The organism is Azospirillum sp. OGB3 (genome assembly GCF_014192915.1).
GTDB lineage: Bacteria > Pseudomonadota > Alphaproteobacteria > Azospirillales > Azospirillaceae > Azospirillum.
In genome coordinates this window covers 21,255-40,594 of the sequence record NZ_JACHYN010000004.1, presented here as the reverse complement: position 1 = coordinate 40,594, position 19,340 = coordinate 21,255, and the positions used below count along the sequence as shown (strand labels likewise).

Sequence of the window (19,340 nt, the reverse complement as noted above, 5' to 3'; positions counted from 1 at the left end):
CGCCATGCTCAAGGAACTGCGTCCCGCCCTCGTCATGGTCGCTGCGCTGACCGTGGTGACCGGGCTGATCTACCCGCTGGCCGTCACCGGCATCGCCCAGGCCGTCTTTCCGCATCAGGCCAACGGCAGTCTGATCGAGCGGAACGGGGCGGTCGTCGGCTCCGCCCTGATCGGCCAGGGCTTCACCGGGGAGGGCTATTTCCACGGACGGCCCTCCGCCACGCTGGGGCCGGACCCAGCCGACCCGTCGAAGAGCGTGCCGGCGCCCTACAACGCCGCGGCATCCGGCGGTTCCAACCTCGGCCCGACGTCCCAGGCGCTGGCCGACCGGGTGCGGGAGGAGACGGAGCGGCTGAAGGCCGAGAATCCGGGGACCCCGGTGCCGGTCGAGCTGGTGACCAGCTCGGCCAGCGGCCTCGACCCGCATCTGTCGCCGGCCGCCGCCGATTTCCAGGTCCCCCGCGTCGCCCGCGCCCGTGGCCTGTCGGAGGCCCAAGTCAGCGCCCTGGTTACCATGAACACCGAGCCCTCGCCGCTGGGACCGCTGGGGGAGCCGGTGGTCAACGTGCTGCGGCTCAATCTCGCCCTCGACGCCGCCACGGCGACGCATTAGCTGAAGGTCAACAGGCGGCCCCGTCCGTTCTCCCGTCCGTTCTTCCTTGCGGGCGGGGGAGGGGGCGGGGCCGTCCATCCGTTCCGAAAGCCGCCCCCCGATGCCGAACGATCGAACCGCCGCCGTTGCCCGGCCTTCGCCCGAAGCGCTCCTGCGCGCGGCGGCGCGGGAGGGGCGCGGGCGGCTGAAGCTGTTCCTGGGCGCCGCCCCCGGCGTCGGCAAGACCTATGAGATGCTGCTGACCGCCCAGGCCAAGCGGCGCGACGGGGTGGACGTGGTGGTCGGCGTGGTCGAGACCCACGGCCGGCGCGAGACCGAGGCGCTGCTCGCCGGCCTGACGGTCCTTCCCCGACGCAAGGTCGAGTACAAGGGCCGCCGGCTCGACGAGATGGACCTCGACGCCATCCTCACCCGGCGTCCGGCCATCGTGCTGGTGGACGAGCTGGCCCACACGAACGCCCCCGGCAGCCGGCACGCCAAGCGCTACCTCGACGTGGAGGAGATCCTTGCCGCCGGGATCGACGTCTACACGACGATGAACATCCAGCATGTGGAGAGCCTGAACGACGTCGTCGCCCGGATCACCCGCGTCCGCGTGCGCGAGACGGTGCCGGATTCCATCCTGGACCGTGCCGACGACATCGAGGTCATCGACATCACGCCGGACGACCTGATCCAGCGGCTGAAGGACGGCAAGGTCTATGTCCCGCGCACCGCCGAGCGCGCGATCCGCCATTACTTCTCCCCCGGCAACCTGACGGCGCTGCGCGAGCTGGCGCTGCGGCGCACCGCCCAGCGGGTGGACGACCAGCTTCTCACCCACATGCAGGCCCACGCCATCGCCGGCCCCTGGGCGGCGGGGGAGCGGCTGCTGGTCTGCGTGAACGAAGACCCGGCCTGCGCCGCCGTTGTCCGCTACGCCCGCCGTCAGGCCGACCGGCTGCGCGCCCACTGGACCGCGCTGCATGTGGAGACTCCGCGCAGCCTGCGCCTGACCGAGGCCGAGCGCGACCGCATCGCCGACGCGCTGCGGCTGGTCGAGAAGCTGGGGGGCGAGGCGGTGACCATCCCCGGCGGCGACGTCGCCGGCACGGTGGTCGAGTATGCGCGGACCAACAACGTCGCCCACATCGTCATCGCCAAGTCCCACCGCGGCCCCTGGGCGGAGTTGCTGCGCAGCTCCGTCGCCTTCCGGCTGATCCGGCAGGCCGGCGGCATCAGCGTCCACGTCATCGCCGACGACGCCGAGGAGCCGATTCCGCCCAAGACGGTGCGCACCGCGGCCCCCCGGCGCCCGGCGCTGTCCTGGTGGCCCTACGCCGCCGCCACTGGCTACGTCGCGCTGGCGCTGGGCGTCGGGGAGGTGCTTCAGCAGGTGCTGGACGTCAGCAACGTCGCGCTGGTCTTCCTGACGGCGGTGCTGACCAGCGCGGTGACCGGCGGGCTGGGGCCGTCGCTTTACGCCTGCGTCGCCAGCATCCTGGCCTTCAACTTCTTCTTCCTGAACCCGCTCTACACCTTCTCCATCGCCGATCCGGAGAACATCGTCGCGCTGTTCTTCTTCGCGGTGGTCGCGGTGATCGCCAGCAACCTGACCGCCCGCGTGCGCGCCCAGGCCGTCACCGCCCGGCTGCGTGCCAAGACGACCGAGGATCTCTATGGCTTCAGCCGCAAGCTGGCCGGCGTGGTCACCATGGACGACCTGCTGTGGGCGACCGCCCACCAGATCGCCGCGATGCTGAAGGTGCATGTGGTCCTGCTGCTGCCCGAAGGCGGCACCGTCTCCGTCCGCGCCGGCTACCCGCCGGAGGACGAGCTGCGCGAGGCCGACCTCGCCGCCGCCGTCTGGGCGTGGGAGAACAACCGGCCGGCCGGGCGCGGCTCGGACACGCTGCCAGGCGCCAAGTGGCTGTTCCTTCCCCTGCGCACCGGGCGCGGCCCGGTCGGGGTGGTCGGCATCGACACCGACACCGCCCGCACCGGCAAGCCCGGCGCCCTGCTGACCCCCGACCAGCGCCGCCTGCTCGACGCGCTGACCGATCAGGCAGCGCTCGCCATCGAGCGCGTCACCCTGGCGGAGGATGTGGATCGCGCCCGTCTGGCCGCCGAGACGGAGCGGCTGCGCTCGGCCCTGCTCACCTCGATCTCCCACGACCTGCGGACCCCGCTGGCCTCCATCCTGGGATCGGCGACCAGCCTGACCGTCTACGGCGCCGGGATGGACGAGGCGTCGCGCCGCGACCTCGCCGCCACCATCCAGGAGGAGGCGGAGCGGCTGAACCGCTTCATCGCCAACCTGCTGGACATGACGCGGCTGGAATCGGGGGCGATCCGCCCGCGCACCGGCCCGGTCGATCTGGCCGAGACGGTGGGCAGCGCGCTGGAGCGGGCGGGCCGCATCCTGGCCGGGCACCGGGTGGACGTCGATCTGGCCGCCGACCTGCCGATGCTGGAGGCGGACGACGTGCTGTTCGAACAGGTTCTCTTCAATCTGCTGGACAACGCGGCCAAATACGCGCCAACAGGCTCGCGGATCGAGGTCGGGGCGTCGCGGGAGGATGGTCGGGTGCGCATCGAGGTGCGGGACGAGGGCGACGGCATCCCGGCGGCGGATGTCGAGCGCATCTTCGACAAGTTCTACCGCGTCCAGGCCCAGGACCGGCAGCGCGCCGGGACCGGGCTGGGGCTGGCGATCTGCCGCGGCTTCGTCGAGGCGATGGGCGGCACCATCGCCGCCGGCAACCGCAAGGACCGCTCCGGCGCCGTCTTCACCCTGACCATGCCCGCCGCCGCTGCTCTGCCCGGCCTTGAGGAAGAGGGGACGCCATGAGGTCGGACACCCTGCCGCTGCGCGTCCTGGTGGTCGACGACGAGCCGCCGATCCGCCGCTTCCTGCGTACCACCCTGTCCGCCCAGGGCTACGACATCGAAGAGGCGGAGGACGGGGCGGGTGCGCTGGAGGCGGTGCGGCGGCACCCGCCGGACCTGCTGGTGCTCGACCTCGGCCTGCCGGGGATCGGCGGGCTGGAGGTGATCCGCCGCCTGCGCGCCGACGGGGTGGCCGCTCCGATCATCGTGCTGTCGAGCCGCGCCGACGAGGCGGGGAAGGTGGAGGCGCTGGACCTCGGTGCCGACGACTATGTGACCAAGCCCTTCGGCATGGACGAGCTGCTCGCCCGCATCCGCGCCGCCCTGCGCCACCGCCTGCAGCAGCAGGGGGAGCGCCCGCTGTTCCGCAGCGGCGACCTCGCCGTCGATCTGGTGCGGCGGATCGTGACGGTCCGTGGCACCGAGGTGAAGCTGTCTCCCCGCGAATACGACCTGCTGCGCCTGCTGGTCGCCCACGCCGGCAAGGTGCTGACCCACCGTTTCATCCTGAAGGAGGTCTGGGGTGCGGACACCGACGTGCAGTATCTGCGCATCTACATCCGCCAGCTCCGCCAGAAGATCGAGGCGGAGCCGGAGCGCCCCTCGCACATCCTGACCGAGACCGGCGTCGGCTACCGGCTGCGCGCGCCGGATTGACGCCGCCCCCACATCCGTTGCAACCCACCGCTGCACGCTAAACCTGCTGCGCCGTGTTTGGATTCGTGCGACAGAACCCCCAGGGCCGCTGTTTCAAGCGCAAGCCCCAAAAAAGAGATGACCGCACACCGCCATTGAGCCCACCCGCAGCCTTCGAAGAGATTTTTATATGGAAAGCGTCGATCTCTGGTCTCAGCTCACCGCCCTTGGGCAGGTGGTCGCCATCGACCTCGTTCTCGCCGGCGACAACGCCATCGTCGTCGGCATGGCCGCCGCCGCCGTTCCCGTGGAGCAACGCCGCAAGGTGATCTTCTGGGGTATCGGCGCCGCCATCATTCTGCGCATCTTCTTCGCCCTGATCACCACCCAGCTTCTCGCCATCATCGGGCTGACCCTGGCCGGCGGCGTCCTGCTGCTCTGGGTCTGCTGGAAGATGTACCGTGAGCTGCGCTCCGGAGGGGCGGACGAGGTGACGCCCGACGAGGCGCTGGCCGCGAACGGCTCCGGGGACGCCGCCGTCGGCGCGGCGGTCGCGACGACCACCTTCGGCGCGGCGGTCTGGCAGATCGTGGTGGCGGACGTGTCGATGTCGCTCGACAACGTGCTGGCGGTGGCCGGCGCCGCCAAGGACCACCCGACGGTCCTGGTCATCGGCCTGCTGCTCTCCGTCGTCCTGATGGGGGCGGCGGCCAACATGATCGCCCACATCCTGCACAAGCACCGCTGGATCGGCTGGATCGGCCTCGCCATCATCACCTACGTGGCGCTCGACATGATCTGGCGCGGCGGCAACGAGGTTCTGGCCCAGGCCCACCTGATCTGATGCCCCATCCGTTCTGACAATCGAAAACCCCCGCCCTCCGGCGGGGGTTTTTCTTCAGGCGCCAGCGCCCTCCAGCAGCGCCCGCAAATCCTCCTGGCGCTGGACCGTCCGCACCCCCAGCGTGCCGTCGCGGCCCCGGATTGCCACCTCCCGGCGCTCCAGCTTCTCCAGCTGCCGGAGCCCCGCCAGTTCGGCGGCCGCGTCGGAGAAGACCACGGTGGCGCCCAGCGTCTTGGTCATCTCCTCCAGCCTTGCGGCGACGTTGCCGGTGTCGCCGATGAACTGGAGCGACCCGTCCTCCGAGCAGGCCACCGCCCCGACCACGGCGAGGCCGGAATGCACCCCGGCCCCGAAGGCCAGCGGCTGGTCCAGCTCCTCCGCGAGGTCGCGGCTCAGCACCTCGATGTCGCGCCACAGGTCGGCGGTGGCGCGTAGCGCGCTGGCCGCCGCCGCGGTCGGGTCCGCCTCGTTCGCGAACATGCCCATCACCCCGTCGCCGGCGATGGCGATGACGTAGCCGCCGTGCTGCCGGATCGCGTCGGTGACCACCTGGACGTAGCGGGTGACGATGAACAGCGCGTCGAAGGGCAGCCGCTCCGCCGCCAGCGAGGTCGATCCCCGCAGATCCACGAACAGCGCGGTGATCGCCAGTTCCCGCCCGCTGTCCATGGGGGCGGTGACGGCGAAGGTGCGCCCATTGTCCCGCGCCGACAGCAGCGGCGTCACCGACAGCGGCGCCACCGGGCGGAGCTGGCAGGCGAGGCGGACGGCACGCGGCGCCTTCATCCGCTCCAGCACCGCGCGTTCCGTGGCGTTGGGCGGCGGCAGGGCGTCCGCCCCCTCGGTCACCCGGATGCGGCAGGTGGAGCAGCGCCCGCGCCCGCCGCACAGCGCCGTGTGCGGGATGCCGTTGGCCCGGCTGGCCTCCAGAACCGAGGTGCCGCGCGGAACGGTGACCGCACGCCCGCCGGGATAGGCGATGCGCACCGGGCTGGTCGCCCGCGCCCGCCAGTTGCGGTATTGCCGCATTCCCAGCGTGCCGACCAGCAGCAGGACGTAGGTGTTGAACACGCCGCCGCTGATCGCCGCCAGTGCGGCGCGGTTCTCCGCCTCCGGCGTGCCGGCGGGCGGCGGGCGGAACTGCTCCAGATAGGCCGGGTCGGCGGCGGCCCGGCGCTCGGCGTCCCAGCCGGCGTTGACGATCCCGGCCAGCGCCAGCAGGGGCAGCAGCATGGCGAAGGCGCCGAGCATCGCGGCACGGCGCCGGTACCAGGGCTTCGTCATCAGCCAGCCCCGCACCCCGATGCAGCCGTGGATCCACACGATCACCAGCAGCAGGAGCTGGCGCCACAGCAGGGTTTCCGGCGCGGTGATCCAGTAGAGGACGATCGCGCGCGGGTAGGTCAGCGGGTCGTTGTAGAGGTCGTCCGACAGCATCCCGGCCATGCCGTGGGAGATCAGCAGCAACGGGATGCACAGGCCGAGTCCGAGCTGCCATGCCTCCCCGGCGGGCATGCGCAGATGGCGGCGCCGGTACAGCGCCCACAGCCCCAGCCCGGCGTGGGTGACGAAGGAGCCGGCGAGCAGCGCCTGCCCCGGCGGCGTGTCCCACACCCACAGCAGGGTGCGCCGCGCCACCTCCATCCCCGGCAGCAGCAGCAGGCCGGCGGCGTGGGCGAGGAAGTGGGTGATGACGAAGGTGAACAGCGTCAGGCCGGTGAACAGGCGCAACGGGCGTTCAATCCGGCGTTTCATGAACGGTTCCGGGTCATGGACGGGGCCGGGCGGCGGAAGGGACGATCGTCATGTCGGTCGGCGGGCTCGGCTTCTGCGTGGCGTCCCTTGGTATCCTATGAGATCATCCCGCGCCATGCCACAGCCCGACACCCACACCCGTTCATGAGGCGCCGGACCGAAACGCTGGCCGGGGCGGCGCTGTTCCGCTCCCTGTCTCCCGACGAGCTGCGGGCGCTGGAGGACCGCTGCCTCTGGCGCCGGGTGGAGGCCGGGCAATGGATCATCGATTTCGAGGATGAGGGCACCGACGTCTTCGTCGTCGCCGCCGGTCTGGTGCGGGTGACGATCCGCGCGATCTCCGGGCGGATGGTGATCCTGCGCGACATCCCCGCCGGGGAGTTCTTCGGGGAACTGGCGGCCATCGATGGCAAGGCGCGCTCCGCCGGCATCCTCGCCGTGACCAACGCCACGGTCGCCTGCATGCCCGCCCCGCTGTTCCGCGACTGCATCCACCGCCACCCCGACGTCTGCGACCAGGTGATGGTCCTGCTGGCCGGGGAGATTCGGAAGCTCGCCACGCGGGTGAACGAGTTCAACACGCTGGACGTGCGCCACCGCATCTACGCCGAGCTGCTGCGGCTGGCCCGGCCGGAGGGGCGGGGGGAACACAGCGCGGTCATCTCCCCGCCGCCGCCCCATGCTGACCTCGCCGCCCGCGTCAGCACCCGGCGCGAGGCGGTCTCGCGGGAACTGAGCGCCCTGGAGCGCGACGGGCTGCTGGAGAAGCGGCGGGGCGCTCTGGTCCTGCTCGACACCCGCCGCCTGCGGGAGCGGGTCCGGCAGGCGGCGGAGGAGGACTGACGGCGCGTCTTACGCCTTCACCGCCTCGGACTCGATGATGATCTGGATGTCGTCGCCGATGTTTGGCACGCCGTACTTCATGCCGAAGTCGGAGCGCTTGATCGTGCCGCGGGCGGAGAAGCCGACCGTCTCCTGCTTGCTGGCCGGGCTGACGCCGTCCTTGTTGAAGGTCACGTCGAGGACCACCGGCTTGGTGACGCCCAGCAGGGTCAGGTCGCCGTGCAGCTTGCCGGTCTTGTCGCCGGTCTTCTCGATCTTGGTGCTCTTGAAGGTCAGCTTCGGGAACTCCTTCACGTTGAAGAAGTCCGGCGACTTCAGGTGCTCGTCGCGCTTGGCGTGGTTGGTGTCGATGCTGGTGGTGTCGATGGTCACCGACAGGCTGCTCTTGTCCGCGGCGTCCTTGTCGAAGGACAGCTCGCCGGCCACCGTGTTGAAGCTGCCCACGGCCTTGGAGAAGCCCAGATGGTCGACGATGAAGACCACGGCGGTGTGGGCCGGGTCGAGCTTGTAGGCGACCGGGGCGGCCTGGGCGGTCATCGGCAGGGCGACGAGGGCCGAGAGGGCGGCGGCGGCGAGAAGACGCTTCATGATTCGGAGTCCTTTGTCGGATGGAAGGGAATGACTGGGGTGGGTCAGTAGCCGGACACGTCGGAACCGGCGGAGAGAAGGAAGGCGACGCCCACGGCGGCGATGGCCGGCACCAGGGCGAGGACGGTCAGCGCCACGGTGCCCATCGCCCGTCCCGCGGCGGTGCGCGGCAGGGGCAGGCGGTCGCGCAGCCGGTCGGCGAAGAAGGCCGGAAGGACGAGCAGCAGGGCTTCGGCGTGGGCGGAGGAGAAGAAGGTCAGGGTGGCGGCCAGCAGCACCAGGATGCCCAGCGCCGCCTGACCGGCGTTGCCCCAGGCGTGGCGCTCCACCGGCCAGTTCCACAGCAGCAGGCCGCCGGTGGCCGCGGCCAGCGCGAAGGCGAGCTGGGCGACGGAAGCCGAGGCGCCGACCAGCGCCACCCCGCCCACCGCCACCGCGGCGGCCAGCAGGGCGACGCCGGGCGTCGTCGCCCCCTCGCCCTCGCCGGCGGTGCGCGACAGGGCGATCCATCCGCCGGCCAGCAGCAGGACCGCGGCGGTGATGGTGTCCAGGCCGCCCGGCAGCACCGGCAGGGCGATCCACAGCAAGGACGCCGTCACCCAGGCGCCGAGCAGCAGCGTGCCGCGGCGGCGGTCGAGCCCGGCGAGGTCGGCGCCGACTCCGATGACCAGACCGGCCACCGCGCTCCAGAACAGGCGGCCCATGCTGGAGGGCGGGGGCAGGGCGGGCAGGCCGACGATCAGCGCGTAGGCCGCCAGGAAGGCGGCGGCAACACCCGCCGCCGCCAACCGGGGACCCCGCGTGCGCCCGCCGGCGAGACGGACCACACCGACGGCGACGACGCCGACCACCAGGGGAAACAGGGCGGTCTGCACCACAAGATCATCGAGCAGAGCCATCGTCGGAACACTCCAAGCCGCAGGAAACGGGACGCGGGGCGGAGCCTGCCGGGATGGAACGGTCAGGCCAGCGCTTCGCGGCGCGGCTGGAGAGTGCCGTCACGGGCGCCCGGCGCCTGTGCGAAAACGCACATTGCGAACGCGGGTGACCGGGTTTTTGGGCGTGGTCGACGCCGTTGGAGCGGAACGACTGTTCAACTCGTGTGTGCCTTCAGTGTCGGGTTGGAGGATGGCTGCAATGTTGCAAAGGTCAGGGCTGCTCCCTGGACGGTCACTTGCATGTGTCGGTTCAGCGCCAGAAGCGGACAAGGTTGCATTCCAAATGACTGCGTGATTTACTAAGAAGCGTCCCCGATAAACTACGGATCTGCTAATCCATCGTATACGTAGGTTGGTAATAAATTTTCATTTTAGCCGGCAACAGGCCGTTTGGCAGGATGGTTCGCGCACTCTCTACCGCAACTTTCTGCTTTCAGCCGGCTATTGCAAAACGTTGTAGCCTGCTGGATTATGGCTATGATTTGAAATTAATCACGCGGTTGGCGTCGGCGGATAATGCGAGGCACAGAGAAGCTGTTACGAAAAGTAAATTCCTGCACCGACTTGGAGAAGCAGGTCCGCAAAGATCATCTCTTACGGATAATCTACAAGTTGGCCGATAGAGCGTTGGGGAAGATCGGTCCCGTGGCCGCATTACCAGCCCCTTATTCATGCACTACGGCCAGAAATCAGGATTGGTTTGCGAGACTGAATATCTTTTCCAACATCCTGCTAATATTCAACGCAGAGGCAAGATGAAACAAGAAATTGTAATAATTGCTACAGATCAAATAAATAAAGCTGGCATTTGCATTCCCGCATCAGAACTGATGAGCGGCGTCGAGACGCATTCCAAGGATAGCGTCAAAGCAGGGCTCCCTCCTGGCACTCCGAGCTACATTCAGCACGACATGCACCGCCCCGCCGGTTGGATGGAAATATTAGGACATGTCATTGATGGTGCAATGGTAAGACTTTTTGGGGTATTCCATCAAGTTGAGACTGATGAAGAGAAGACGGCTCTCAATTCGATTACATCGGCCTATTGGAGCCATTTCCACCGTGAAGGAATGCAAGTTTATCAAGAGGAATTGGTCCAACGCATAAGCCCAAGCCAATTAGGGGATGGAGTCTATCTTCGGATTGAGGCATGCGTTATCTCTCGCATCAACCTTGCAGCCGAACTTTACCCTAATCTCTTCAGCCATAGCAGCGGCTTGGTTGACAAGGATGGGCTGACGGATTATCGAGCGCTAACAAAGCTCTTAAAACAAGTGCAGCCAGGAGTTTTTATTGATGATGAACGAGGATTAGTCTTATTCGCCCATCGTTACTTCCGTCGAAGTTTCTCACATCAGAACAAGCTCAACGGCTACTTTCTGAATAGCTTTGATGTAGCATCGGCTGATCTCGATAAGGTGAAGCCCCGGCTGCGACTTGATCCGGATTTGATTGGCCATTCGCAGACCGTAAATTTCCTTTTGGAGCAAGAATATTGGCGAGGTCCGCGCTTCACTGATGATATTGCCTCGCTTCCAAGCGGCGTGACCGAACTCAAAGCGGACAATCGAAACCGATATTTCGAAGGCGTCGACCGGACGCAGGTCTGGTGGAAGTCAGCCGAATCACGGACTGAGGATGATAAGAATATAGAGTACCGTACTTTTGAAATCGAGGAGTTGATAGAAAATTCCGCTGACAGTCTTGGAAATGACTATTTCGGGTGCCGATATGCTCACGCCGAGTACTCATTGAGCCTAAATAGCATTACTCATTTTGATGGGGCCATCAGATCATATGCAGCTAACAACTATCTCGATCGCATTGATACTGCGATCGACCGCGCAGGAAAGCGATCAGACTATACGAAGCTGTTCCGCTTTGACGGTCCCATGCCAGTCGATCGTTGGAAGAGGTTGCTGAACGATTTCTTTCGTGGCAATCCGCTGGTTCCTGAATATCTTGGCACATCTGAGGCAGATGAGCAGCAGCCATCTGCTCCTCCACCTGATGAACCGGCTGCAACAGAACCTGACCTGTGCGCTATGATCGTCCTTGAAGCTCCGCAAACTTCCGATGATTGGAATCGCGTCCAAAGATTTATGATTAATTCGTGGGAAATGACGCTTCCTAACGGCCAAATCGTCCATGCCTTTGAAACAGGCTGCGCCGCTATAGAGCAATTCTTTCGAAGTAAAATCCAATTTAATGATGCAATTTCAGTCGAGTTTTCTGATGGCAAATTGAATTTGCCGCAAATGCTATTTGGGAATTCACCAGATTTTCCGCAGTATATGATCGATGTTGTTACGGGCCTAGCACCTGCACTACGTGTTGACATCGAAAATAGCCGCATCACTGGCGTTGCGGTGGCGATCACATGGCAACACGACGGACTCTTAACCACCCTCAGCATTCGTGGATTGGCTGATTTGGTTGAACGAGTTCTGAGGCGCCTTTTCGAGGTAGTTGACCCTACCGAGGCGGCGTCAGTATGGATCGAGCCACTATCTCAACTGATCAAGGAGTTGGCTCCGACAGGCTTTCCCACCATAAATCTGACCGGAGTGTTACAGCAAAGACTTATGTACGAACACTCATACGAAGAGCCGCTTACAATGCGGGTTGACGCGTCCATCGCGCAAGCACTCGCGAGTGTCGGCGTCAGCGGATCAGACATCGTCGGCGAGCCGGATTGACTTTTCTAACGGCCTATTTAGGCATGGACTTGGCTTCTTAGCGAGGCATAGGCGCAAGAGAAAGGTCTGGTTTGGGAAACTGCTCTTTCCCGTCAAGCGGAGACTTGGTGGACGTACAGCAAATTAGTATCAGATGTCCGCTTTGGGTCAGATTTTGACGTTCGAGAGCGCCCCAAAAGCGACAGCTGAACCGGTGACGCTTCGTGTCAAGGCGGGCGCTGATGCCCCTTTCCCCTCCGGTCGGCTTCACCCTTGCCCCTTCCGCGCTGCCGGATCGGTGTATTCGGCATCGGTCGGCGGCGAACGCCGACCGTCCGGGCGTCAATATGGACCGGCGCCGTCACGTAAGGGGGCCGCGCCCTTGGCGTTCTCCTCCCACTCCGGGATTGGGAAGAGGCGTCAGAATCCGTGGAAGCGGGTGAAGTCGGCGACCGGGGCGCGCTCGGTCTCCAGGCGGTTTTCCGGCGCGTCGGGGTCGGCGTGGCCCAGCGCCATGCCACTCAGCAGGATGTCGGTGTCCGGGATGGCGAGATGGCGGCGGACGATGCGGTGATGGGTGATGAAGGCGGCCTGCGGGCAGGTGTCCAGCCCAAAGCCCCGCGCCGCCACCATCACATTCTCCATGAACATGCCGACGTCGAGCCAGCTTCCCTGCTCCATCCGCCGGTCCATGGTGAAGAACAGCCCGACCGGGGCGCCGAAGAAGTCGTAGTTGCGGGCGTGCTGCTCCGCCATCGCCGCGCGGTCGCCCTTGGCGATGCCGAGCAGGCCGTAGAGGTCCCAGCCGATCTTGCGGCGCCGCCCCAGATAGGGCTCGAACCACTGGGTCGGGTAATAGGTGTATTCCGCCCCGGCCTGATCGTCCACCGGGTCGAAATGGGCGGCGCGCAGCTCGGCCGACAGCGCCTCGCGGGCCGCGCCGGCCACCGCATGGACCTTCCAGGGCTGGATGTTCGACCCGCTGGGCGCCCGGCTGGCGGCGGCGAGGATTTCCTCCACCACGGCGCGCGGCACCGGCTCGGCGGTGAAGGCGCGGACGCTGCGGCGGCTGCGCACGGCGTCCAGGGCGGATAGGGGGCGGGGGGAGGGGGCTTCGGACGCCATGGGCGCGCTCCACGGTGGACGGTGTCGTGCGAACCCTGTCCGGGGAACGGCGGCCCTCTCAGATTAGGAGACGGGCGGTCAGGCTGGCAGCAGGCGCTGCACCGCGTCAAGGAGCTGGTCTTCTTCGAATGGCTTTTCCAGGAAGGCGGTCACCCCGGCCTCCCGCGCGCGGGCGAAGGTGGCGGGATCGCCGCGCCCCGACACCATGATGACGGGCAGGCCATGCAGGTTCGCGCCGAAGCGCTCGATGAACTCCAGCCCGCTCATCACCGGCAGATGCAGGTCGAGGACGAGGCAGCCCGACGGCTTGCCGTTGTACTGATCCATGAAACTCTGGCACGACGCGTAGTCGCGCACTTCGAAGGCACAGGCTTCGAGCAGCGCCTTCATCGAGTCCCGCACCGGCTCGTCGTCGTCGACGATGTAGACGATGCTATCGCCCGGTTCGGCCAAGACTGCCTCCAGCATCGGAAATCACGCGGTATGACGCCCGTTGGCGGGGCGTTACAGGGAAGATAGAAGCCGACCGGCGGTGCCGGAATACGGAGTTCCCCTTATCGGGCGCGGTTTTGATGTGGATCAGTCGCCGCCGGAGCCGCCCAGCGGCCCGAATCACTCCCCTTTGGGGGTGATCCCGGCGGACAGCGCCATGCGGACCAGCGAGGGCAGGCTGTCGGCGCGCATCTTCTCCATCACGCGGGCGCGGTGGATTTCGACCGTGCGCGGGCTGATGGACAGCTCGAAGGCGATGACCTTGTTCGACTTGCCCTCGACCAGCCATTGCAGCACGTCGCGCTCCCGCGGCGTCAGGCTGGACAGCCGCTCCAGCACCTCCGGCGACGCGGCGGGGGCGGCCGGGGCGGGGGCCGGCGCCTGGGCCGCCTGCGGGGCGGCGGGCGGAACGGCGCGGGCCAGGGCGGCCTTCACGCTGCCGATCAGGGCCTGCTCGTCGAAGGGCTTCTCAACGAAGTCGATGGCGCCGGCCTTCATGGCGCGCACCGCCAGGGGCACATCGGCGTGGCCGGTCATGACGATCACCGGCAGGCCGCGCCCCTCCTGCACCAGCCGTTCCTGCACGTCGAGCCCGCTCATCTGCGGCATCCGCACATCGACCAGCAGGCAGCCGGGGCGCGACGGCGCGTCCGATTCCAGGAAGGCGACGGGGGACGCGAAGCTCTCGACCCGGAAGCCCTCGCATTCCAGCAGGATCACGACGGAATCGCGCACCGCCTCGTCGTCGTCCAGGACGAAGACCGTCATGTCCGACGGGGGAAGTTCGGGCGGCAATGGGGACTCAGGGCGCATCATCCTCTCCGGCAACCGGCACGGTGAAGGCAAAGGTGGCCCCTCCGTCCCCCGGTTCCAACCACAGGCGGCCGCCATGGGCCTCGATGATCGACCGGCAGATCGACAGGCCGAGCCCCATCCCCTTCTCCTTGGTGGTGACGAAGGGCTGGAAAAGCTGGGCCAGGACGGTCTCGTTCAGGCCGGGGCCGGTGTCGCGCACGGTGACGCGCATCAGCGCCGCCGACTCCGGGTCGGGACCGGTGGTGACGGTCAATTCCCGAATCTCCGACTCGGCCATGGCCTCGATGGCGTTGCGGACGAGGTTGAGGACGACCTGCTGGATCTGGATCTTGTCGATCAGCACCGGCCGTTCGTCGCCGCTCATCTCCAGCCGGACATGGACGCCGCGCTCCTTGGCGCCGACCAGGGCGAGGGCGCTGGCCTCCTCCACCACCTTGCCGATGCTCTCCACCGTGTGCTCGGTCTGGCCCTTCTCGATGAAGTTGCGCAGGCGGCGGATTATCTGGCCGGCGCGGGCGGCTTGGGCGGTGGCCTTGTCCATCGTCTCCCGCGCCTTGTCCGCCCCGTCCGGACGGTCGAGCAGGCGCTTCACCGCCTTGGCGTAGTTGATGACGGCGGTCAGCGGCTGGTTCAACTCGTGCGCCAGGGTGGAGGCCATCTGGCCCATGGCGCTGACCCGGCTGACGTGGAGAAGCTCCGCCTGAAGCTCCTGCAGGCGCTTCTCGGTCGCCTGCCGCTCGGTCAGGTCGCGGATGAAGCCGGTGAAGCAGCGGTGCCCGGCCAGCTGCACCTCGCCGACCGCCAGTTCCATCGGGAAGACCGAACCGTCGCGGCGCAGGCCGGAGACGACCCGCCCGATGCCGATGATCCGGCGCTCGCCCGTGGTCAGGTAATGGTCCATGTAGCGGTCGTGCTGCTCCCGGTAGGGGGAGGGCATCAGCATGCTGACATTCCGCCCCGTCACCTCGGCGGCGCTGTAGCCGAACAGCCGCTCCGCCGCCGGGCTGAAGGACTCGATCAGGCCGCGCTCGCTGATGACGATGATCGCCTCGGGCACGGTCTCCAGGATGGAGGTGAGGCGGGCCTCGCGCTCCCGAAGGGCGGTTTCGGCCCGCTTGCGCTCGCTGATGTCGCGGATGATGCCGATGTAGACCCCGCCGCCGCCGGCTTCCCGGCAGGCCTCGCCGACCGACAGCTCCATCGGGAAGGTGGTGCCGTCGCGGCGCAGGCCGGTGACCTCGCGCCCGATGCCGATGATCCGGCGCTCCCCGGTCCGCTGGTAGCGCTCCAGGTAGCCGTCATGCTCCTCCCGGTAGGGTGGCGGCATCAGCATCTTGACGTTGTGGCCGATGACCTCCGCCGCCGTCCAGCCGAACAGCCGCTCGCAGGCCGGGTTGAAGGTCTGGATGCGCCCTTCGGCATCGATGATGACGATCCCGTCCGGCACCGTGTCCAGCATGGCCTGAAAGCGCAGCATGAGGTCCGGATTTCCCGTCCCGATATCGTCCGCCATCCCCGTCCCCAACGTCTCTTGTCCCTCGAACCGTTCTTGGCCCAAGAGTAGTTGAGTTGATTTCTCGGTCAACCCGGATTGGGGCGGGGATTGGGGGTTGCGGGCGGGAAGATCGCTCCCCGCCCGTGCCGGACCGGTAAATCACGCCGCCTGCTGGCCCTCCAGCGTGACGGCGCGGTCGTGCTGAAGCTGGGCCGACACCTCCTCGGCGAGGCGGAAGGCCAGCGCCACGAGGTTGATGGTCGGGTGGTCGCAGCCCATGCTGGGGAAGACCGAGCTGCCACCGATGTAGAGGTTGTGCATCCCGTGCACCTTGCAGCGCGCGTCGACCACGCCCTGCTTCGGGTCGTCGTGCATGCGGGTGGTGCCCATATGGTGCCAGCACCAGGAGATGCGCTCCGCCCAGGCGCGCTCGGCGGCCTCCTGCGGGTCGGCCTCGGTCACCGTGATCAGGCCGTTGCGGGTCAGCTCCGTCCGCACCAGCTCGTTGGTACGCAGGAAGTTGTCGCGATCCTGCTCGGTCAGGCGCCACACCGTGTCGGCCCGGTTGAGGCCCAGTGCGTCGCGCTCCGCCGCCAGGGTGACGCGGCTGTCCGGGTTGGGCACCGGCTCGACGATGGTTTCCAGCAGGAAGCTTCGGTTCACCCAGGCCGGATTCACCACATTGTCGAACAGCGCGTAGGCGAGGTTCGGCAGATGCAGCGCGATCTGCGGCACCGCCTCGCGCAGCAGGGCCTTCAGGTCGCCCTCGGCGTGGCCGAACTTGCGGCGGTCGGACATCAGCATGCGCAGGTCGTGCAGCGCCCGCACCCCGGCGGTCGCCTCGCCATGGTACTGCGCCACCAGATAGCTGCGCGAGTTCATCAGCCCCAGCCGGCGCTGCGTCTCCACCGTCGGCGACAGGGAGGCGGAAACCGGCAGATGCTTGGCGTTCAGCCGGCGGCGCGACAGCGTCAGCGTCATGTCGTAGAGGCGGCGGTGCCGCGCCTGATCGGTCAGGCGGACGGAGCCGGCCTTGATGCGCGGGTGGTCGGTGAAGTAGCGCCCGACCAGATCGTGGCCGTTGCCCAGCCCGGCGCTCTGCACCCGATTGGACAGCAGCAGCAGGCGGGCGTTCTCGATGCCGCCGCAGCACAGGACGAACTGCCGCGCGGTGACCGTGAAGCGGGTCCCGCTGAGCGCGGCGCAGCGCACCCGCTCGACCACCGTGGCGGAGTCGTTGGTCTCGAACTCGGTGACGTTGGCGTTCAGGTAGCAGGCGATGTTCGCGGCCTGGACGATCTCGTCGACGGAGGTCACGCCGACGCGCGGCTGGTCGCTGATCTGGGCAACGCGGTTCTCCAGCGCGCCGCCCTCGACCGGCAGCAGCTCGATCCCGTCCGGCGCCAGGGTCTGTTCCCAATGGCCGTTGTCGTAGACGTTCGACGGCAGGTTCAGGTGGCTGTGGGCGCGGGCGTAGTAGGGGGCCAGCATCTCAGGCCCGAAGGGCCAGCCGCTGTTCGGCACCCAGGGCCGCGCCTCCATGTCGATCGGCTCGAAGGGCCGGCAGAAGCCGCCCCAGCAGTTGGTGCTGCCGCCGAAGTAGCGGCTGCGCGCGGTGGACAGGCGCTCGTAGGGCAGGCCGAGATTCTCGCCGGCGTAGAGCGACTGGGTGTGGCCGTCGGGGTCGAGCCCGCCGCTTTCCAGAAGGACGATCTTCCAGCGCGAACCAGCCAGCGCACGGGCTATGGCGAGCCCGGCGGCGCCGGCGCCGACGATGCAGAGGTCCGCTTCAAGGTTGGTGCCCGAGGACACCGAGCGAGCATCGAGGATCATGCTGCGCCTGCTTTTCTTTGGGGTTGAACGCACGGGACTCAGATAAATCCCAAGTTCCTAGCGCCGTTACTGAAATTGCGGGCTAGCCCGTCCAGTGGGATTGCCCCTGCATCACCCCCCTCGTCAGCATTCGCGCTGATTTTACCCGTTTCTTCAAAGGATTGGTCGCCCTTTCCCCGCACCCCTTCCGACGCGGAGTCCAAAGGGGTAGTCCAGTCTTTTCCCGGATTAAAAATTCGGCGGAGTGCCCCCCAACGCCTGGAGCAGCAGCACCGCGGCCAGCAGGCGGCTCTGCCGCACCGACAGGGCGCTTTCCTCGTCCGACAGGGCGGCGGTCTGGGCGGTCAGGACGCTGCTGTAGGGCAGGGTGCCGGCCCGGTACTGGTTCAGGGTCAGCCGCTCCGCCTCGCGCGCCAGCCGCACCGCATCGTCCTGCACGGCGGCCTGCTGGGCGAGGATGCGCTGGGCGGCGAGCTGGTCCTCGACCTCCTGGAAGGCGGTCAGCACGGTCTGGCGGTACTGCGCCACGCTCTGGTCGAAGACGGCGCGGCGCAACTCCACCTCGGCCGTCCGCGTGCCGCCGTCGAACAGGGTCTGGGCGACCTGCGCCCCGACCGCCCAGAGCGCCGTGGGCGCCTGGAGCAGCCGGGGCAGGATCGTCGCGCTGTTGGTGAGGGAGCCGGACAGCACCACGTCCGGGTACCAAGCCGACTCCGCGATGCCGATCTGGGCGTTGGCCTGGGCCATCTGCCGCTCCGCCGCCGCGATGTCCGGACGGCGTTCCAGCAGGGCGGAGGGCACGCCGGGCGGGATCGCCGGGACCGCTGCGGTCAGCGGCGCCGGGGCCAGCGCGAAGGCGGCGGGCGCCTGCCCGACCAGCACCGCCATGGCGTGCTCGAACTGGGCGCGCTGCACCCCAAGCGCCACGAGCTGCGACTCGGTGGAGCGGACCTGGGTCTCGGCGGTGAAGACGTCGGCCAGGGTCGCCGTGCCCACGGCGTGACGGTTGCGGGCGATCTCCAGCGACTGGCGGTAAGCGGCGATGGCCCGTTCCAGCAGCGCCTTGCGCTCGTCCGCCACGCGGAACCGGACGTAGGCCGTGGCGAGCTGCGCCTGCGCCGACAGGCGGGCGGCGGCGAGGTCGGCGGCGCTGGCCTGGAGGTTGGCGTCGTTGCTTTCCACCGAACGGCGGATGCGGCCCCACAGGTCCGGCGCCCAACTCGCCCCCAGCCCGGCGTCGTAGGTGGTCACGGGGGTTCCGCTGCGGCTGACGCCGGTGCCGGAGACGTTGCGGTTGCCCGATCCGACAGCTCCCACCCGGTCCGCCCCGCCGCTGGCCGACAGAATCGGGAAGAAGGCGGAGCGGGCTTGGTCCGACAGCGCCTTCGCCTGCCGGTAGGCGGCCTCCGCCGCCTTCAGGCTTTGGTTGTCGACCTCCACCCGGCGCATCAGCCCGTCCAGCACCGGGTCGTTGAAGACGGTCCACCAGGGTCCGGCCTCCGCCTGTCCGGGGGCGGCGGGGCGCCAGCCGTCGTCGCCTGGGACAGGAGGAGCTGCGAAGGCCACGGGGGTGACGCCGGCCTCCTTGTAGGCCGGCGTCACGGCGGCGGAGGGCCGCTCGTAATCCGGTCCGACCGCGCAGGCCGACAACAGGGTGAGGGTGCCGAGCGCCGTGCCCAGGAGGTGGGCGCGCCGCCCAATGATCGTCGTCATGTCAGGTCCATCCGCAGTCGATCCCCTCTCCTGCCCCGGGAGAGGGAAGGGGCCCGCGCCGCAGGCGTGGGAAGGGTGAGGGTGCTGCCGAGGATAGGTGTCT

15 protein-coding genes are annotated in these 19,340 nt (G+C 67.7%); 6 read left to right on the top strand and 9 right to left on the bottom strand.

Annotated elements, in window-relative coordinates:
- Positions 1-4: 4 nt before the first annotated feature.
- The 4 genes from FHW79_RS10505 (at position 5) to FHW79_RS10490 (ending at position 4,961) form a co-directional block, all read left to right on the top strand.
- Positions 5-613, top strand: coding sequence for a K(+)-transporting ATPase subunit C (locus FHW79_RS10505; protein WP_183178877.1), 609 nt, complete (start codon positions 5-7; stop codon positions 611-613).
- Between the two features lie 100 nt (positions 614-713).
- Entirely contained in the window at positions 714-3,443 is a 2,730-nt protein-coding gene (locus FHW79_RS10500) for a sensor histidine kinase KdpD (protein WP_183178876.1), read from the top strand.
- Entirely contained in the window at positions 3,440-4,138 is a 699-nt protein-coding gene (locus FHW79_RS10495; RefSeq protein WP_183178875.1) for a response regulator transcription factor, read from the top strand. Before FHW79_RS10500 ends, FHW79_RS10495 begins: the two co-directional genes overlap by 4 nt.
- Before the next feature lie 169 nt (positions 4,139-4,307).
- Entirely contained in the window at positions 4,308-4,961 is a 654-nt protein-coding gene (locus FHW79_RS10490; protein WP_183178874.1) for a TerC family protein, read from the top strand.
- 54 nt (positions 4,962-5,015) lie between these two features.
- Here FHW79_RS10490 and FHW79_RS10485 read toward each other — a convergent pair whose 3' ends face one another.
- Positions 5,016-6,716 (bottom strand): adenylate/guanylate cyclase domain-containing protein, encoded by a 1,701-nt coding sequence (locus FHW79_RS10485; protein WP_183178873.1) that lies wholly within the window; start codon positions 6,714-6,716, stop codon positions 5,016-5,018.
- 144 nt (positions 6,717-6,860) lie between these two features.
- On the opposite strand from FHW79_RS10485, the gene FHW79_RS10480 reads away from it, so the two are divergent.
- Positions 6,861-7,559 (top strand): Crp/Fnr family transcriptional regulator, encoded by a 699-nt coding sequence (locus FHW79_RS10480; protein WP_183178872.1) that lies wholly within the window; start codon positions 6,861-6,863, stop codon positions 7,557-7,559.
- A 9-nt stretch (positions 7,560-7,568) separates the two neighbouring features.
- Here FHW79_RS10480 and FHW79_RS10475 read toward each other — a convergent pair whose 3' ends face one another.
- Positions 7,569-8,147, bottom strand: a complete 579-nt coding sequence (locus FHW79_RS10475) for a YceI family protein (RefSeq protein WP_183178871.1) — start codon at positions 8,145-8,147, stop codon at positions 7,569-7,571.
- A gap of 44 nt (positions 8,148-8,191) precedes the next feature.
- Complete coding sequence (locus FHW79_RS10470) at positions 8,192-9,046, bottom strand: hypothetical protein (RefSeq protein WP_183178870.1); 855 nt, start codon at positions 9,044-9,046, stop codon at positions 8,192-8,194.
- Between the two features lie 710 nt (positions 9,047-9,756).
- On the opposite strand from FHW79_RS10470, the gene FHW79_RS10465 reads away from it, so the two are divergent.
- Positions 9,757-11,784, top strand: coding sequence for a hypothetical protein (locus tag FHW79_RS10465; protein ID WP_183178869.1), 2,028 nt, complete (start codon positions 9,757-9,759; stop codon positions 11,782-11,784).
- A 399-nt stretch (positions 11,785-12,183) separates the two neighbouring features.
- On the opposite strand, the gene FHW79_RS10460 is transcribed toward FHW79_RS10465, so the two are convergent.
- The 6 genes from FHW79_RS10460 to FHW79_RS10435 form a co-directional block, all read right to left on the bottom strand.
- On the bottom strand, positions 12,184-12,888 hold the full coding sequence (locus tag FHW79_RS10460) for a nitroreductase (protein WP_183178868.1): 705 nt from the start codon (positions 12,886-12,888) through the stop codon (positions 12,184-12,186).
- A gap of 78 nt (positions 12,889-12,966) precedes the next feature.
- Positions 12,967-13,356 carry a response regulator gene (locus FHW79_RS10455; RefSeq protein WP_035683743.1) on the bottom strand — a complete coding sequence of 130 codons (390 nt, stop codon included), beginning with the start codon at positions 13,354-13,356 and terminating at the stop codon, positions 12,967-12,969.
- Between the two features lie 144 nt (positions 13,357-13,500).
- A complete protein-coding gene (locus tag FHW79_RS10450; protein WP_211108218.1) occupies positions 13,501-14,193 on the bottom strand; it encodes a response regulator in 693 nt (230 codons plus the stop codon).
- Positions 14,183-15,673, bottom strand: a complete 1,491-nt coding sequence (locus tag FHW79_RS10445; RefSeq protein WP_183178867.1) for a PAS domain-containing sensor histidine kinase — start codon at positions 15,671-15,673, stop codon at positions 14,183-14,185. The genes FHW79_RS10450 and FHW79_RS10445 overlap by 11 nt, the downstream gene beginning before the upstream one ends.
- A gap of 177 nt (positions 15,674-15,850) precedes the next feature.
- Complete coding sequence (locus FHW79_RS10440) at positions 15,851-17,524, bottom strand: GMC family oxidoreductase (RefSeq protein WP_183178866.1); 1,674 nt, start codon at positions 17,522-17,524, stop codon at positions 15,851-15,853.
- Between the two features lie 228 nt (positions 17,525-17,752).
- Positions 17,753-19,237, bottom strand: coding sequence for an efflux transporter outer membrane subunit (locus FHW79_RS10435; RefSeq protein WP_183178865.1), 1,485 nt, complete (start codon positions 19,235-19,237; stop codon positions 17,753-17,755).
- Positions 19,238-19,340: the final 103 nt, after the last annotated feature.

Coding starts and splice junctions, on each gene's coding strand:
- FHW79_RS10505 (WP_183178877.1), top strand. CDS start 5: ATGCTCAAGGAACTGCGTCCCGCCCTCGTCATGGTCGCTGCGCTGACC.
- FHW79_RS10500 (WP_183178876.1), top strand. CDS start 714: ATGCCGAACGATCGAACCGCCGCCGTTGCCCGGCCTTCGCCCGAAGCG.
- FHW79_RS10495 (WP_183178875.1), top strand. CDS start 3,440: ATGAGGTCGGACACCCTGCCGCTGCGCGTCCTGGTGGTCGACGACGAG.
- FHW79_RS10490 (WP_183178874.1), top strand. CDS start 4,308: ATGGAAAGCGTCGATCTCTGGTCTCAGCTCACCGCCCTTGGGCAGGTG.
- FHW79_RS10485 (WP_183178873.1), bottom strand. CDS start 6,716: ATGAAACGCCGGATTGAACGCCCGTTGCGCCTGTTCACCGGCCTGACG.
- FHW79_RS10480 (WP_183178872.1), top strand. CDS start 6,861: ATGAGGCGCCGGACCGAAACGCTGGCCGGGGCGGCGCTGTTCCGCTCC.
- FHW79_RS10475 (WP_183178871.1), bottom strand. CDS start 8,147: ATGAAGCGTCTTCTCGCCGCCGCCGCCCTCTCGGCCCTCGTCGCCCTG.
- FHW79_RS10470 (WP_183178870.1), bottom strand. CDS start 9,046: ATGGCTCTGCTCGATGATCTTGTGGTGCAGACCGCCCTGTTTCCCCTG.
- FHW79_RS10465 (WP_183178869.1), top strand. CDS start 9,757: ATGCACTACGGCCAGAAATCAGGATTGGTTTGCGAGACTGAATATCTT.
- FHW79_RS10460 (WP_183178868.1), bottom strand. CDS start 12,888: ATGGCGTCCGAAGCCCCCTCCCCCCGCCCCCTATCCGCCCTGGACGCC.
- FHW79_RS10455 (WP_035683743.1), bottom strand. CDS start 13,356: ATGCTGGAGGCAGTCTTGGCCGAACCGGGCGATAGCATCGTCTACATC.
- FHW79_RS10450 (WP_211108218.1), bottom strand. CDS start 14,193: ATGCGCCCTGAGTCCCCATTGCCGCCCGAACTTCCCCCGTCGGACATG.
- FHW79_RS10445 (WP_183178867.1), bottom strand. CDS start 15,673: ATGCTGCGCTTTCAGGCCATGCTGGACACGGTGCCGGACGGGATCGTC.
- FHW79_RS10440 (WP_183178866.1), bottom strand. CDS start 17,524: ATGATCCTCGATGCTCGCTCGGTGTCCTCGGGCACCAACCTTGAAGCG.
- FHW79_RS10435 (WP_183178865.1), bottom strand. CDS start 19,237: ATGACGACGATCATTGGGCGGCGCGCCCACCTCCTGGGCACGGCGCTC.